Annotated in this window: 12 protein-coding genes; 8 read left to right on the plus strand and 4 right to left on the minus strand. The window is 62.9% G+C overall.

Going from position 1 to position 12,805, the window contains the following annotated elements:
- Positions 1–103 precede the first annotated feature (103 nt).
- Genes NKH60_RS05005 through NKH60_RS05020 form a run of 4 tightly spaced genes read right to left on the minus strand, consistent with a single transcriptional unit; the run spans position 104 to position 5,025 of the window.
- The gene (locus NKH60_RS05005; RefSeq protein ID WP_352833880.1) at positions 104–1,408 is read right to left on the minus strand and encodes an NAD(P)/FAD-dependent oxidoreductase; all 1,305 of its coding nucleotides are present in this window, start codon (positions 1,406–1,408) and stop codon (positions 104–106) included.
- Positions 1,408–2,793 (minus strand): glutamine synthetase family protein, encoded by a 1,386-nt coding sequence (locus NKH60_RS05010; RefSeq protein WP_352833877.1) that lies wholly within the window; start codon positions 2,791–2,793, stop codon positions 1,408–1,410. Before NKH60_RS05010 ends, NKH60_RS05005 begins: the two co-directional genes overlap by 1 nt.
- Positions 2,786–4,081: a nucleotide disphospho-sugar-binding domain-containing protein gene (locus NKH60_RS05015; protein ID WP_352767900.1), complete on the minus strand. Its 1,296-nt coding sequence runs from the start codon at positions 4,079–4,081 to the stop codon at positions 2,786–2,788. Before NKH60_RS05015 ends, NKH60_RS05010 begins: the two co-directional genes overlap by 8 nt.
- A 5-nt stretch (positions 4,082–4,086) precedes the next feature.
- Positions 4,087–5,025: a GntR family transcriptional regulator gene (locus NKH60_RS05020; RefSeq protein ID WP_352817994.1), complete on the minus strand. Its 939-nt coding sequence runs from the start codon at positions 5,023–5,025 to the stop codon at positions 4,087–4,089.
- Between the two features lie 230 nt (positions 5,026–5,255).
- On the opposite strand from NKH60_RS05020, the gene NKH60_RS05025 reads away from it, so the two are divergent.
- The 8 genes from NKH60_RS05025 (at position 5,256) to NKH60_RS05060 (ending at position 12,800) form a co-directional block, all read left to right on the plus strand.
- A complete protein-coding gene (locus NKH60_RS05025; protein ID WP_352817998.1) occupies positions 5,256–6,320 on the plus strand; it encodes a polyamine ABC transporter substrate-binding protein in 1,065 nt (354 codons plus the stop codon).
- Between the two features lie 106 nt (positions 6,321–6,426).
- On the plus strand, positions 6,427–7,269 hold the full coding sequence (locus tag NKH60_RS05030; RefSeq protein WP_352818434.1) for an ABC transporter permease: 843 nt from the start codon (positions 6,427–6,429) through the stop codon (positions 7,267–7,269).
- Positions 7,262–8,056, plus strand: coding sequence for an ABC transporter permease (locus NKH60_RS05035; protein ID WP_352454154.1), 795 nt, complete (start codon positions 7,262–7,264; stop codon positions 8,054–8,056). The genes NKH60_RS05030 and NKH60_RS05035 overlap by 8 nt, the downstream gene beginning before the upstream one ends.
- On the plus strand, positions 8,053–9,126 hold the full coding sequence (locus NKH60_RS05040) for an ABC transporter ATP-binding protein (RefSeq protein WP_352833869.1): 1,074 nt from the start codon (positions 8,053–8,055) through the stop codon (positions 9,124–9,126). Before NKH60_RS05035 ends, NKH60_RS05040 begins: the two co-directional genes overlap by 4 nt.
- A 17-nt stretch (positions 9,127–9,143) precedes the next feature.
- Complete coding sequence (locus NKH60_RS05045; protein WP_352818003.1) at positions 9,144–10,418, plus strand: glycosyltransferase; 1,275 nt, start codon at positions 9,144–9,146, stop codon at positions 10,416–10,418.
- Entirely contained in the window at positions 10,415–10,762 is a 348-nt protein-coding gene (locus NKH60_RS05050; protein WP_352767552.1) for a cupin domain-containing protein, read from the plus strand. Before NKH60_RS05045 ends, NKH60_RS05050 begins: the two co-directional genes overlap by 4 nt.
- A 23-nt stretch (positions 10,763–10,785) precedes the next feature.
- Positions 10,786–11,130, plus strand: coding sequence for a cupin domain-containing protein (locus tag NKH60_RS05055; RefSeq protein WP_352767554.1), 345 nt, complete (start codon positions 10,786–10,788; stop codon positions 11,128–11,130).
- Positions 11,131–11,291: 161 nt separating this feature from the next.
- Entirely contained in the window at positions 11,292–12,800 is a 1,509-nt protein-coding gene (locus tag NKH60_RS05060; protein WP_352767556.1) for an aldehyde dehydrogenase family protein, read from the plus strand.
- The last annotated feature ends 5 nt before the right edge of the window (positions 12,801–12,805 follow it).

Below are 12,805 nucleotides of genomic sequence, written 5' to 3' on the forward strand. Positions count from 1 at the left end.
TGCCTGCGGACCATGTTCAAGCATCGATCAAGTCGGACGCCGCCGCGAAATCAGCCGTTAATCGCTTGGTGGCGGCGCTCGGCCTCATTGCGCATGCCTGCGCTCAATGTTTGATGCGGTCACGCATTGCGTACCAAAGCATGCCGAGCACATAGAGCGGGCCGCGCAGCGCCGTGCCGCCGGGGAACGGCAGCGGGCTTAGGGTCGAAAACAGATCGAGCCGCGAAGCATCACCGGTGATCGCCTCAGCGAGCAGCTTGCCCGACAGCGTCGACAGGATCACCCCCTTGCCCGAATAGCCATGCGCAAAATAGACGTCGCCATAGCGACCGACATGCGGCAGGCGCGATGTCGTCACCGAGACCAGCCCGCCCCAGGCGTGATCGATGCGGCGGCCGCGCAATTGCGGAAAGGTGTTTTCCATGTGCGGCCGCACGAAGCCGGCAATGTCGGCGGGCGGCGACGGCGTATAGCGCTCGCCGCCGCCGAACAGCAGGCGTCCATCCGCCGACAGCCGGTAGTAATTGACGACGAAGCGCGTGTCGGAGACGGCCACATTGCTTGGGATGACGTCGCTCGTGTCGCCCAGCGGCTCGGTGGCGATGATGTAGTTGCCGACCGGCATGATGCGGCTGTTGACGCGCGGCTCAAGCCCGTGGAGCAGCGCATCGCCGGCCAGTACGACATGCCTGGCCCGGACCGAGCCTTTGGCCGTCGAAACCCGGGGGGAAGCTTCCCGCTCCAGCCGCAGCGCCACCGAATTCTCGTGGATGGTGACGCCCGCCGCAGCCGCGGCGCGAGCAAGACCGAGCGTGTAGTTCAGCGGATGCATATGGCCACCGAGCTTCTCGTACATCGCGCCGTGATAAGGTGTGTTCACCATTCCGCGCGCCTGCGCTGCCGACAGCATCTCGACATCATGAAAGTTCATCACCGTAGAAAGGCACTCGGCCTCTTCTTCGAGGTCGCGCAGGTCGGAACCGTTGACCGCACCAGCCAGATGGCCGGTGAGCCTGAGGTCGCAATCGATGGCATGGCGCTCGATCAGACCGAGCACGAGGGCCCGCGCCTCGAAGGCGAGATCGAACAGCGCCCTCCCCCGTTCCGGCCCATATAGCTTGACCAGCCCCTTGGCGCCCTTGCGCAGGCCGGGGATCATCTGGCCGCCATTGCGCCCCGACGCCCCCCAGCCGATCTTGCCGCCTTCGAGCAGCACCACCTTCAGGCCGCGTTCGGCTGCATGAAAGGCTGCGGAGAGGCCGGTACAACCGCCGCCGACCACCACCAGATCGGCGTCGACGTCGCCCTGCAGCGCCGGATGGTCCGGAGCCGGATTGGCCGTCGCGACATAGTAGGATTTGCCGATATCCAGGCCGGAGTTGAAGCCCCCAGAATTGAAGCCCATCATCACACCTTGAGCAGCAGATGGTCGCGTTCCCAAGAGGTGACGACGCTCTGGAACAGGTCGAGCTCAACGCTCTTGACGCGCAAATAGGTCTGGAAGAAATCCTCGCCGAGCACCGCCCGAACCGGATCGCACGCAGCGAAGCGGTCGAGCGCCTCTTCCATGGTTTTGGGCAGCGTGCTCCTGCTGCGATAGGCATTGCCCGACGCTTCCGTCGAACGAGCGATCTTCTCCTCGACGCCGAGATAACCGCAAAGCAGCGAGCCGGCTATCGCCAGATAGGGATTGGCATCGGCGCCGGGCAGCCGATTTTCCACGCGCCGCGCGGTGCGCCCGCCGGCCGGCACACGCAGGCCGCAGGAGCGGTTGTCGTGCGACCACTCGATGTTGGCGGGTGCACTGTGGTTCGGCCGGATGCGGCGGAACGAATTCACGTTCGGCGCAAACAGCGGCATCACCTTGGGAATGTATTTCTGCAGGCCGCCGATGAAATGCCGGAACATCTCGGTGTCGGCGCCGTCACGCCCGGCAAACAGCGTGTTGGCGGCCTCGTCGACGACAGACATGTGGAGATGCATTGAGCTGCCGGCTTGTGCAGCTATCGGTTTGGCCATGAAGGTCGCCTGCATGCCACATTCCTGCGCGGCCTGGCGCGTCATTCGCTTGAACAGCAACACCTTGTCTGCCAGCGGCAGCGCGTCGCCATGCAGGAAATTGATCTCCAGTTGGGCCGTGCCCGATTCATGGATGAGCGTGTCGAGCGGCAGTCCGGCTGCCGCAGCATAGTCATAGAGGCGCCGGATCACCGGCTCGAATTGCTCCAGTGCCGCCATGTCATAGGGATGCTGCACGCTTTCGGAGCGGCCATTGCGCCCGACCGGCGCCGTCACCGGCCTGTCGGGATCGGGATTGGGCGCGGTGAGATAAAATTCAAGCTCCGGCGCCACCACCGCCCGCCAGCCGCGCTGGCGATATAGATCGAGCACGGCCCGCAACACGTGCCGCGGCGAAGCCATCCACGGCCGGTCGTCCATGTGGAACGCATCGGCGAAGACATAGGCCTTGCCTGGCCCGCCACCGGGCGCCAGACAGAGTGTTGCGACATCCGGCACCATCCGCATGTCGGGGTCCTGGTAGGCGAACCCCTCGTCGACGGAACCGGAATAGCGGCCGTCGATGCTGACCAGGAACGCGCTGCTCGGCAGATAGAGTGCTCGGTCCTCGATCGCCTTGAGGAACTTGGCCGCTGGCAGGGCCTTGCCGCGCAGCACGCCGTTCATGTCGGGCACCAGGCACTCGACCTCGCTGACAGCGTGAGCGGCCAACCAGTCTTTCGGGTCGTTGGTGCCGTTCATGGTCGAGGCATCCGTTGTTGTGGTGTCAAGCATCAGGTCGGGTCCTTGCAAGAGCGAGAATGGCTTCGGCAGCCACGTCCGTTCCGGGTGTCAGCGCCATATGCACTGCATTCTCCCGGAGGCGTGCGCGCATTGCAGCATCGGCCATCAGGCCAAGAATGCTTCGCTCCAATTCGTCTTCCGTCCAGCCATCGCGGCTGATGTGGCGCCCGACGCCGGTTTCCTCGGCACGTTGCGCATTGTCATGCCCGTCCCAGCAATAGGGCATGACCAGCGACGGCACACCGAAACGCAGTGCTTCGCAAAAGCTGTTGTTGCCACCATGATGAATGAAGAGGTCGCATTTCGCCACGACCGAAGGCTGTGGAAACCAGGCATCGAGATAGACATTGTCCGGAACGGCGCGATAGCTGTCGCGCAGACCTCCGGCATTGACAATGAAGCGGGCCGGCAGCCTGTCGAAAACGGCGAGCATCCGCTGGATCAGGCCGACATCCATGGCGCCAAGACTACCGAAACTGACATAAACCAGCGGTCCGCCATCGCGCGGAAAAACCGGCACGTCGAACGGCCCTTCCGAGCGAACGCAGCCTTCGAGATAGACGAAGCTGGCAGGGTCGAGCGGCTCGGCGCGCTGCCTTCGCACAATCGTTGGGGTCAGCAGCAGATTGAGGGCGGGCGAAGGTTCCAGAAAAAGACCCGTCGGCAAGGGCGCAAGACCGGCGTCGGTCCGAAGCCGATTGAAGCGGTCATGGGCCGGAGCGACCGCTGCCAGGTAGCGCGCCTCGAACGCCGCGCGGCTCGGGTCGTCGGCGGCGAGACCGGACAGATAGGGTGGCACATTGGCATCGGGAAGCTCGGTTTCGGCGCAGGAGACGACGCGCACCCACGGGCAGCCGGCTGTCGCCAATGCCGGGAACATGACGACGTTGTCGAGCACCACGGCGTCCGGCTTCAGCCGCGCCAGCAATTGGCGCAGCGGCGCCTCGGCGTTGACCGCAGTGTCTACGATTGCTTGCCAGGTCGGGGCAACGTAGGTTTCGAGCTGATCGATGGGGCTCAGCCTGAAATGCGGCAGATGACGGCGCACGAAGGCCTGCCAGTAGCTCTGGCGTTCGCTGTCGGTCAACGGATCGTCAGTCGGCAACTGGTATTCCTGAAACCCATAGTCGGCGAACACGCCAGAAAAGCCGGCATGGCAGATGAACACCGGACGGGCGCCACGAGCGCGCAGGGCCTGCGCTATGCCAACGCAATTCAGCGCAGCGCCGAAGCTCGCTTCCGGAAACAGTGCGATGGTCGGGCTGCCTTTGCGCATGATCCTCGTTATTCCGGCCGGCTGATCATGCCGAACAGCGCGGGCGCCCCGCGACTAGCCGCCTGCGGTCGCTGGCTGCGTGAAAGCCGCAGATGGACCCGAAGCAGATCGGCTGCAACCTCGTACTGCTGGCTCTCCAGATGGTCGAGTATGGTCAGATGCTCGCGCAATGATTGCTTCAGCCGGAAGACATTGACGCCGGCATACGTTCCCGGCAGCCGGCGCAGCCTGAGATGATCGGCCAACGCCTCGGCGACGAAGCGGTTGGCGGAGCCACCGGCGATCATCCCGTGAAAATCGATGTCCAGCCGTTGGAACTCTCTGGAATCGAATGCCGCGTCGGGCAGAGCCAGCAGCATTTCCATGCCCTGTCGCAAGGCTGCCGCGCGCGTCCCATCCAGCCGGAATCCAGGCGCCAGAAGGGCGGCGGGTTCCAGCAACAGCCGGAATTCATAGCTCTCCCCTTGTGCGCCAAGATCGTCCGGCGCTCTCCTGAAAAGCCAGGACTGCCCCGGCGCGCGGTCCAGAAGATTTTCCTCGGCCAGTTTCTTCAGCGATTTTAGTACCGTCCTGCGCTCGGCATTATACCGTCGCATCAGCGCGCCGACGGTGACCGTCTGGTCCAGTCGGCGCGCCGAGCGGTCTCGCAGGATCATGTCGGCAAGTTCATCCTCCTCGGCGCTCGGCAGGTCGGCGGCGACGGTCGCCTGGCTCGTGAGGTCTACCGCCAAGCGATAGCCGGACTCAGCCTCCCATCGAACCACGCCTTTTTCAGTGAGCAGACGCAGCGCGGCCCGCACCGGAGTTCGGGATACGTTGCAGAGCGAAGCGATCTGCTGCTCCGGGAGATGAGCGCCGGGTTCAAAGCCGCGTTTCCGGGCCACATCGAGAATGCGCTGTGCAAGGTCGAGATGGTTGGTACGGGGACGTCGAGCTGCAACTTGCATGGCAATTCTCGTGAAGGATTTGGCGGCTGAGATTTGGCCGATTGCCCTTGCGGATGCGATCGGCCGGGATTCACCGTAGTTTGACAAATTATGGATTGACGTACTTTTTTCTGCAATAGTACTGTGAGATCAATCGGCAATAAAAGACCGGGGAACAGGATCAAAGCGGCTACGGCTGCAGGCGCTGGTCCGACGACTAGTTCGATGATCAACCAGAATGGGAGTCTGTCATGACCACCACCCACCTGCGGCACCGTCCGTTAAGGAAGTCCTTGATCGCACTTGGCCTTGGCCTGGCGCTGTCAGCGCCGGCGGCTGCCTCCGACCTCGTTATCTCCAACTGGGACGGCTACATGGCGCCGGATGCCATGAAAGCTTTCAAGGCGGCGACCGGTGTCTCCGGTGAAGTCGTGGTTCACGCCACTAACGAGGAGATCATGGGCAAGCTCGTCGCGTCCGGCGGCAAGGGCTATGACGTGGTCTTCGTCTCCTCGCCCTTCGCCGAAGTGCTGAACAAGCTCGGCCTGATCGAGGCGATCGACCATGCCAAGATCCCTAACCTCGCTAATCTCTATCCCGAGGCGGCGAAGCTGCCGCACGACGCCGGCAACAATTTTTCCGTGCCCTACACTTGGGGCACCACCGGCCTTTGCTACCGTTCGGATCTGGTGAAGGCGGAGCCGGTCAGCTGGAACGACCTTCTCGCCCCGTCCGATGCGCTCAAGGGCAAGACGACGATGCTGGCGACCGACCGCTGGCTGCTTGCCGCCGGCCAACTCGCCAAGGGCTATTCGGTGAACGAGACCGATCCGGCAAAGCTCGGCGAAGTCAAGGACTTGCTGATCTCGGCCAAGAAGACCTTGCTGGCCTATGACGACACGACCTTTTATTCAAAGCTGGTCTCGGGCGAGGCGCTGATGGTTCAGGCCTGGGATGGCTGGTGCAATTACGGGATCGCCGAGAATCCACAAATTAAATACACCATACCGAAAGAAGGCTCGGATCTCTGGGTCGATACGATGGTCGTGATGAAGGCATCGGCCAACAAGGACGCCGCCTTCCAGTTCATCAACTTCATGCTGGACGCCAAGAACCACGCCTGGGCGGCCCAGAACATCGACTACAAGGTACCGAACAAGCCGGCCATGGAAAGCCTGCCGGCGGATTTTCTCGCCAAATTTCCCAATATGAGCATGCCGGTGGCAGCGTTGGTCAAGTTCGAGCAGTTGCGCGATGTCGGCGATGCCCAACGCGACTACTCGAAGATCGTCAGCGAAATCAAGGCCGCGCAATAACCGACATCAAAATCAGAAATCCCGGTCGACGGCGGGGTTTTCGCCGCCGACCGTTGAATGCGGTACCGCAATCTTGTCCCAAACAAGACTTCGCTCATTCTTGCTGATGACGCCGGCGCTGGCCTGGCTCACCGCCTTGATGGTCGTGCCATGCGCGCTGGTGCTGGCGCTCGCCTTCTTTCGGCGCGGCATCTATGGCGGCATCGATTACACTTTCACGCTGGAGAATTTCGGGCTGGTGTTCGACCCGCTCTATGCCGGCATCTTCCTCAATTCGGCGCGCATTGCCGGCACGGCAACCCTGGTCGCGGTGGTGATCGGTTATGCCGCCGCCTATGCGATCGCGGCAGCACCCCGGCAACGGCAGCCGGTGTTTCTGTTCTTTGCCGTCTTGCCCTTCTGGTCCAACTACCTGATCCGTACCTATGCCTGGATCGTGCTGCTCAACCGCGAAGGGCTGATCACACAACTGCTGCGCTGGTTCGGCTACACCGGCGAGCCGCCGTCGATGCTTTATACCGAAGGCGCCGTCATCGCCGGTCTGGTCTACAACTATCTGCCCTTCGTCATCCTGGCCTGCTACGCGCCGCTGTCGCGGCTCAATCCGGAGCTCGCAGAGGCCTCGCGCGATCTCGGCGCGTCGGCCGTGACCACATTTCGCCGGGTCATCCTGCCAGTGACCGTGCCGGGTATCGCCGCCGGTGCTGTTTTCGTCTTCGTGCTGTCGATCGGCAATTTCGTGACCCCTGCTCTGCTCGGCGGTGGGCGCTTCCAGATGATCGGCAATGTCGTCTACGAGCAGTTCCTGACCGCCAATGACTGGCCCTTCGGTGCGGCACTGGCAATGGTGCTGATCGCCATCATGCTGCTGGTGCTGACGGCGCAGGCCCTGGCTGCTGATCGCGCCTCGGGCCGTACCGCCGAAGCGAGAGGAGGCGCCGATGGCTGAGCGCTCCCTCGCCACGAGGCGCGCGCTCTGGCTCGTGCTTTCACTGGTCCTGGCCTTCCTCTACATCCCGATCGCCGTGCTGGTGGCGCTGTCCTTCAACCAAGGCGGGCTGCCGACCGTCTGGTCGGGCTTTTCGCTGAAATGGTATGTCTCGCTAATCGGAAACGCCGCAATCCTTTCTGCCGCGCTCAACACATTGATCGTGGCGCTTGTCTCGACCGCCATCGCCACGCTGCTCGGCACGCTGCTGGCGATCGGCGTCGAAATACGCCGGCAATACGGCAAAGGTCTCGAGGCGCTGATCTTTGCGCCGATGATCATTCCCGACATCGTGCTGGCGATCGCGCTGCTCAGCTTCTTCTCGATGCTTGATCTCACCTTGGGCCTGCACACCATCATCCTGGCCCATGTCGTCTTCAATCTCGCCTTCGTCTGCTCCGTGGTGCGCGCGCGGCTGAAAAGCTTCGACTGGTCGATCGTCGAGGCCTCTGCCGATCTCGGTGCTTCCGCGCTCACGACATTTCGGCGGGTGACGTTGCCGGTGATCCTGCCTGCCGTCGTCGCCGGCGCGCTGCTCGCCTTCACCCTTTCGGTCGACGAATTCATCATCGCCTTCTTCACCGCCGGCGCCGGCCGCGCCTCGACCACGCTGCCGATGCAGATCTATTCGATGATTCGCTTCGGCATCACGCCGGAGATCAATGCCTTGGCGACTATCGTCATGGCGGTCTCAATCACCGCGCTGACCCTGTCGCAGCGGCTCAACCGTGGGGTGATCGGCCAATGAACGAGCCCCGCACGCTGCTGGCGATCGACAACGTGTCGAAGAAGTTCGGCCGGGTGACGGCGGTCGACGGCATTTCGCTGGATATCCGCGAGAACGAATTCTTCGCCTTGCTTGGACCTTCGGGCTGCGGCAAGACAACGCTGCTGCGCATGCTGGCCGGCTTTGAGACGCCCAATGACGGGCGCATCCTGCTCGACGGCCGCGACATCGGCAGGACCCCGCCCAATAAGCGGCCGGTCAATCTGATGTTCCAGTCCTATGCGCTGTTTCCGCATATGAGCGTCAGGGCCAATGTTTCCTACGGCCTCGAAATGGAACGCTTGCCTGCAAAGGAAATCCGCTCCCTTGTCGACGCCATTTTGGCGACGACCGAACTCGTTGCCTTCGCCGACCGCAAGCCGGAGCAATTGTCCGGCGGGCAGAAGCAGCGCGTCGCGCTTGCCCGAGCGCTGGTCAAGCGACCACGGCTGCTTCTGCTCGACGAACCTCTTGGCGCGCTCGACAAGAAATTGCGCGGGGCCATGCAACTGGAGCTGAAGCGGCTGCAGCACGAGGTCGGCATCACCTTCGTCATCGTCACCCACGATCAGGAGGAATCGCTCGTCATGGCCGACCGTATGGCAGTGCTCAGGGACGGCAAGCTGCTGCAATGCGATACACCCCATGCGGTCTACGAGCACCCGGGGGACCGTTTCGTCGCCGACTTCATCGGCGTCATGAATTTCGTACCGGGCAAAGCCGCCGGCGACGGCGTGCTGGCAAGCAACGGCGTGCGGATCGCCGGCGATGTTCCCGCAACAATTTCGCCCGGCGCTGCGGCGGTAGCTTCAGTGCGGCCCGAACGCATCCGGCTGTTCCCGTCGGCAGAAACGGCCAACCGTATCTTCGGCGCGGTCGAGGCGCTGGCCTATCAGGGACTCGATCTGCAGCTGCACGTCCGCACCGCCCTGTCGCCAAAGCCGTTCCTGGTGCGCGTCACCGCCGACGCCGCCGACCGCCGCCCGGTCTCGTCGGGCGATACAGTCGAGCTCGGCTGGGATGCGGCTGACGTCAGAATTTTCGCGGATTGATCGAAGGAGAACCTCTCATGGCGCAGAAGACGATCGCGTTCTTTCCGGAGGCCGCCTATGGCCCCGCGCTCAATTCCGTCGGCATAGCCCAGGCGATCGAGGCGCGCGGCCACAGAGCGGTGTTCCTGTCGGACCCCGGTTTCGTCGACGTCTACAAGGGCTACGGCTTCGAGGCTCATCCGGTGAACCTGTCCGAGCCGATGCCGCCGGAACAGATGGCCAAGTTCTGGGAAGACTTCATCAACGGCCACATCCCGAACTTCCGCAAATCGCCCTACGACCAGGTCGACAATTACGTGAAGGATTGCTGGACGGCGATCGTCGACAGCGCCAAATGGGCTGAGAAGGATCTGCCTGGCGTGCTTGCGACGATCAAGCCTGATGTCATCTGCGTCGACAACGTCATCCTGTTCCCGGCAATCAAGCAGTATGGCAAGCCCTGGGTGCGCGTCATCTCCTGCTCGGAAAACGAGATCGAGGACGAGGACATCCCGCCACATCTGTCCGGCTGCGGCGAGAACGACCACGCCTGCCATCGGCGTTACCGCGACCATTTCAACGCCGTCATCAAGCCGATCCATGACGACTTCAATGCGTTTTTGAAAGCGAACAACGAAGCGCCGTATCCGATCGGCCAGTTCTTCGAGGCCTCGCCGTACCTCAATCTGCTGCTCTATCCCGAGGCGGCGAAGTTCAAGCGCCGCTATCCGCTCGACCCGGCAAAATTCCAATATCTGGAAGGCTGCGTGCGGCAGGAGAAGCCCTACATCGTGCCGGTTTTTGCGAAGAATAATGACGGGCCGCTGCTCTATGTTTCCTTCGGCAGCCTTGGCGCCGGCGATGTCGATCTGCTGAAGCGCATCGTCGCAACGTTGGGCAAGACGCGCTACCGGGCGCTGGTCAATGTCGGCGGCTACAAGGAGCAGTACGCGCAAGTGCCCGAAAACGTCATCGTCGAGAGCTGGTTCCCGCAGCCATCGGTCATCCCGCAGGTCGATGCGATGATCCATCATGGCGGCAACAATTCGTTCACCGAGTGCCTGTATTTCGGCAAGCCGGCGATCATCATGCCCTACGTCTGGGACGGCCACGACAATGCGACGCGGGTCGAGGAGACCGGCCACGGCTTCGGCATGCCGCGCTACGACTGGAGCGACGCCGAGCTCATCGCCAGGATCGAAACCTGCCTGACCGACCCGGCAATCAGGGCCAAGCTGGCCAAGACGTCGGCCCAGATGCAGTCGCAGAACGGCCCGGAGAAAGCGGCTGCTTTGCTGGAGAAATTGCTGTGATCTCTGCCCCACACCTCCACCAAGCCTCGACCCGCACCGACCTCGTCGACTGGGGCACCCAGCCCGACGCGCTGGAAGGCGCTTCGCACTCCACCGGCAGGCTGGTGCACAAAGGGCCGAACAACCAGCCGGAATCCGGCATCTGGGTCTGCACGCCCGGTCGCTGGCGGCTGGCGATTCCGCGCGACGAATTGTGCCATTTCGTTGCCGGCCGTGCGACCTACAGATCGGTCGACGGCGAGGTGATCGAGGTATCCGCCGCCACGGTTGTCATGTTCCCGGCCGGTTGGACCGGCGAATGCACCGTCCACGAGACCATCCGCAACGTTTACATGCTGGCCTAAAGCCGGCCACTGGAGCTCCCGACATGCCGACACCGATCATGAAATCGCCGCTCGCCCTCACCGACCTGGTCGACTGGGGCGTCATCCCCACCCTGATCGACGGCGAATCCCGCAGTTCCGGCAAGCTGCTGCACAAGGGGCCGGAGGGCCGCTCCGAATGCGGACTGTGGGTCTGCACGCCGGGCAAATGGCACTGCCACGTCACCCGCGATGAGTTCTGCCATTTCCTCGAGGGACGCTGCACCTATGTCCACGAATCCGGCGAGGTGATCGAGATCGAACCGGACACCGCAGCGTTCTTTCCGCAGGACTGGAAAGGCGTCTGCACCGTCCACGAGACCATCAAGAAAGTCTACATGATCCGCTGAACCTTCACGATAATTCTACCCTACCGGACACGTGACGCCGTTTTCTCCGCTTCCGATGCTCATGGACTTTAATCTCCGCTCCGCTTCGGTTCTCGAAAACCACGCCGCCTGTCTCGGCAGGGTGAATTCTCAAAAAGGTTCCGTGCACACGGGAGGACAGAATGGACTTTTCACCTGACCGGCCGACCTTCTTCGTCAATCCGGATTATCGGCCAATGACCGGTGCGGCAAAACCGGTGATCGATCCGGCGACGCTCGAAACCGTCGGCGCGATCACCGCAGCCAGCGACGGCGAGATCGACGCCGTGCTCACCGCAGCGACCAAGGCGCAAACGGCCTGGAAAAAGCTCGACGCCAAGAGCCGTGCCCGGCATCTGCACGCCGTCGCCAACGCCATCGAGGCGGCCGACTTCACGCACTGCGCCGAGCTGATGGTGCGCGAGATGGGCAAACCCTATCCGGAGGCGATCGGCGAGATCGCCAATTGCGCGCCGATCTTCCGCTATTACGCCGAAATGGCGCGTGACGACGCCGGCAAGATCGCCGGCACGACGCAGGCCGGTTCGTTCCAGTATGCCCGCTACGAGCCCTACGGCACGTCGGTGCACATCATGCCTTACAATTTTCCGATCCTGTTGATGTGCTGGACCGTCGCCGCCTCGCTTGCCGCCGGCAATGCCTGCGTGATCAAGCCCGCCGAAGCGACAACATTGTCGACGCTGGATTACATGACCGTGTTCCGCTCCCTGCCGAAGGGCCTGGTTTCCTGCATGCCAGGCGGAGCAGCAACGGCGCAGGCGCTGATCGCCTCGGACCGCACGCATGCGGTTGCTTTCACCGGTTCGGTCGCCGCCGGCAAGGCTGTCGCCGTCGCATGTGCAGAGCGCATGAAGCCTTGCGTTATCGAGGCCGGCGGCAGCGATCCCCTGATCATCAGCCAACACGCCCCACTGGACGTGGCGGCTGCCGGCAGCGTCACGGCTGCCTTCCATCTCACTGGCCAGGTCTGCACTTCGGCCGAACGGTTCTTCGTGGTTGATGCCGTTCACGACCGCTTCGTCGATCTGTTTGCCGAGAAAACGCGCGCGCTGCGTATCGGCAACGGCCTCGACAAAACCGAGATCGGACCGCTGGTCAGCGAGGCCGCGCGTGCGAAGGTCATCCGGCTGGTCGACGATGCAATCCGCAGCGGTGCCAAAGCGATCACCGGCGGACGCATTCCGCCGGCACATAATGTAGGCTGGTTCTACGAGCCGACCATCCTGACCGGCATCACCGCCGATATGGCAATCGTGCGCGAAGAGTGTTTCGGGCCGGTCGCCGCAATCTGCCGGGTCAAGGATTTCAACCAGGCGATAGAGCTTGCCAACGACAGCCCCTTCGGTCTCGGCGCCTCGGTCTTCACCACCGATCTAGCCGAAGCGCATGAGGCCGCGGAGCGGCTCGAGGCCGGCATGGTCTGGGTCAACAATCCGCTGATAGACAATGACGCGTTGCCGTTCGGGGGCTGGAAGGCTTCGGGCCTCGGCCGCGAGCTCGGCCGCCAGGGTCTGGATGCATTCCGCCGCTCGAAGATGGTCATCATCGACCACAGACCGGAGATTCAGGGCTGGTGGTATCCCTATCCTGACAGCTGGTTCCGCGAGGCAGGCGGGCGCAAGCATGTTTGACACGA

This window comes from Mesorhizobium sp. M1006 (assembly GCF_040318825.1).
Lineage (GTDB): Bacteria > Pseudomonadota > Alphaproteobacteria > Rhizobiales > Rhizobiaceae > Mesorhizobium.

Excerpts from the sequence above, each read along its gene's own strand:
- NKH60_RS05005 (WP_352833880.1), bottom strand. The coding sequence starts at position 1,408 with ATGATGGGCTTCAATTCTGGGGGCTTCAACTCCGGCCTGGATATCGGC.
- NKH60_RS05010 (WP_352833877.1), bottom strand. The coding sequence starts at position 2,793 with ATGCTTGACACCACAACAACGGATGCCTCGACCATGAACGGCACCAAC.
- NKH60_RS05020 (WP_352817994.1), bottom strand. The coding sequence starts at position 5,025 with ATGCAAGTTGCAGCTCGACGTCCCCGTACCAACCATCTCGACCTTGCA.
- NKH60_RS05025 (WP_352817998.1), top strand. The coding sequence starts at position 5,256 with ATGACCACCACCCACCTGCGGCACCGTCCGTTAAGGAAGTCCTTGATC.
- NKH60_RS05030 (WP_352818434.1), top strand. The coding sequence starts at position 6,427 with ATGACGCCGGCGCTGGCCTGGCTCACCGCCTTGATGGTCGTGCCATGC.
- NKH60_RS05035 (WP_352454154.1), top strand. The coding sequence starts at position 7,262 with ATGGCTGAGCGCTCCCTCGCCACGAGGCGCGCGCTCTGGCTCGTGCTT.
- NKH60_RS05040 (WP_352833869.1), top strand. The coding sequence starts at position 8,053 with ATGAACGAGCCCCGCACGCTGCTGGCGATCGACAACGTGTCGAAGAAG.
- NKH60_RS05045 (WP_352818003.1), top strand. The coding sequence starts at position 9,144 with ATGGCGCAGAAGACGATCGCGTTCTTTCCGGAGGCCGCCTATGGCCCC.
- NKH60_RS05055 (WP_352767554.1), top strand. The coding sequence starts at position 10,786 with ATGCCGACACCGATCATGAAATCGCCGCTCGCCCTCACCGACCTGGTC.
- NKH60_RS05060 (WP_352767556.1), top strand. The coding sequence starts at position 11,292 with ATGGACTTTTCACCTGACCGGCCGACCTTCTTCGTCAATCCGGATTAT.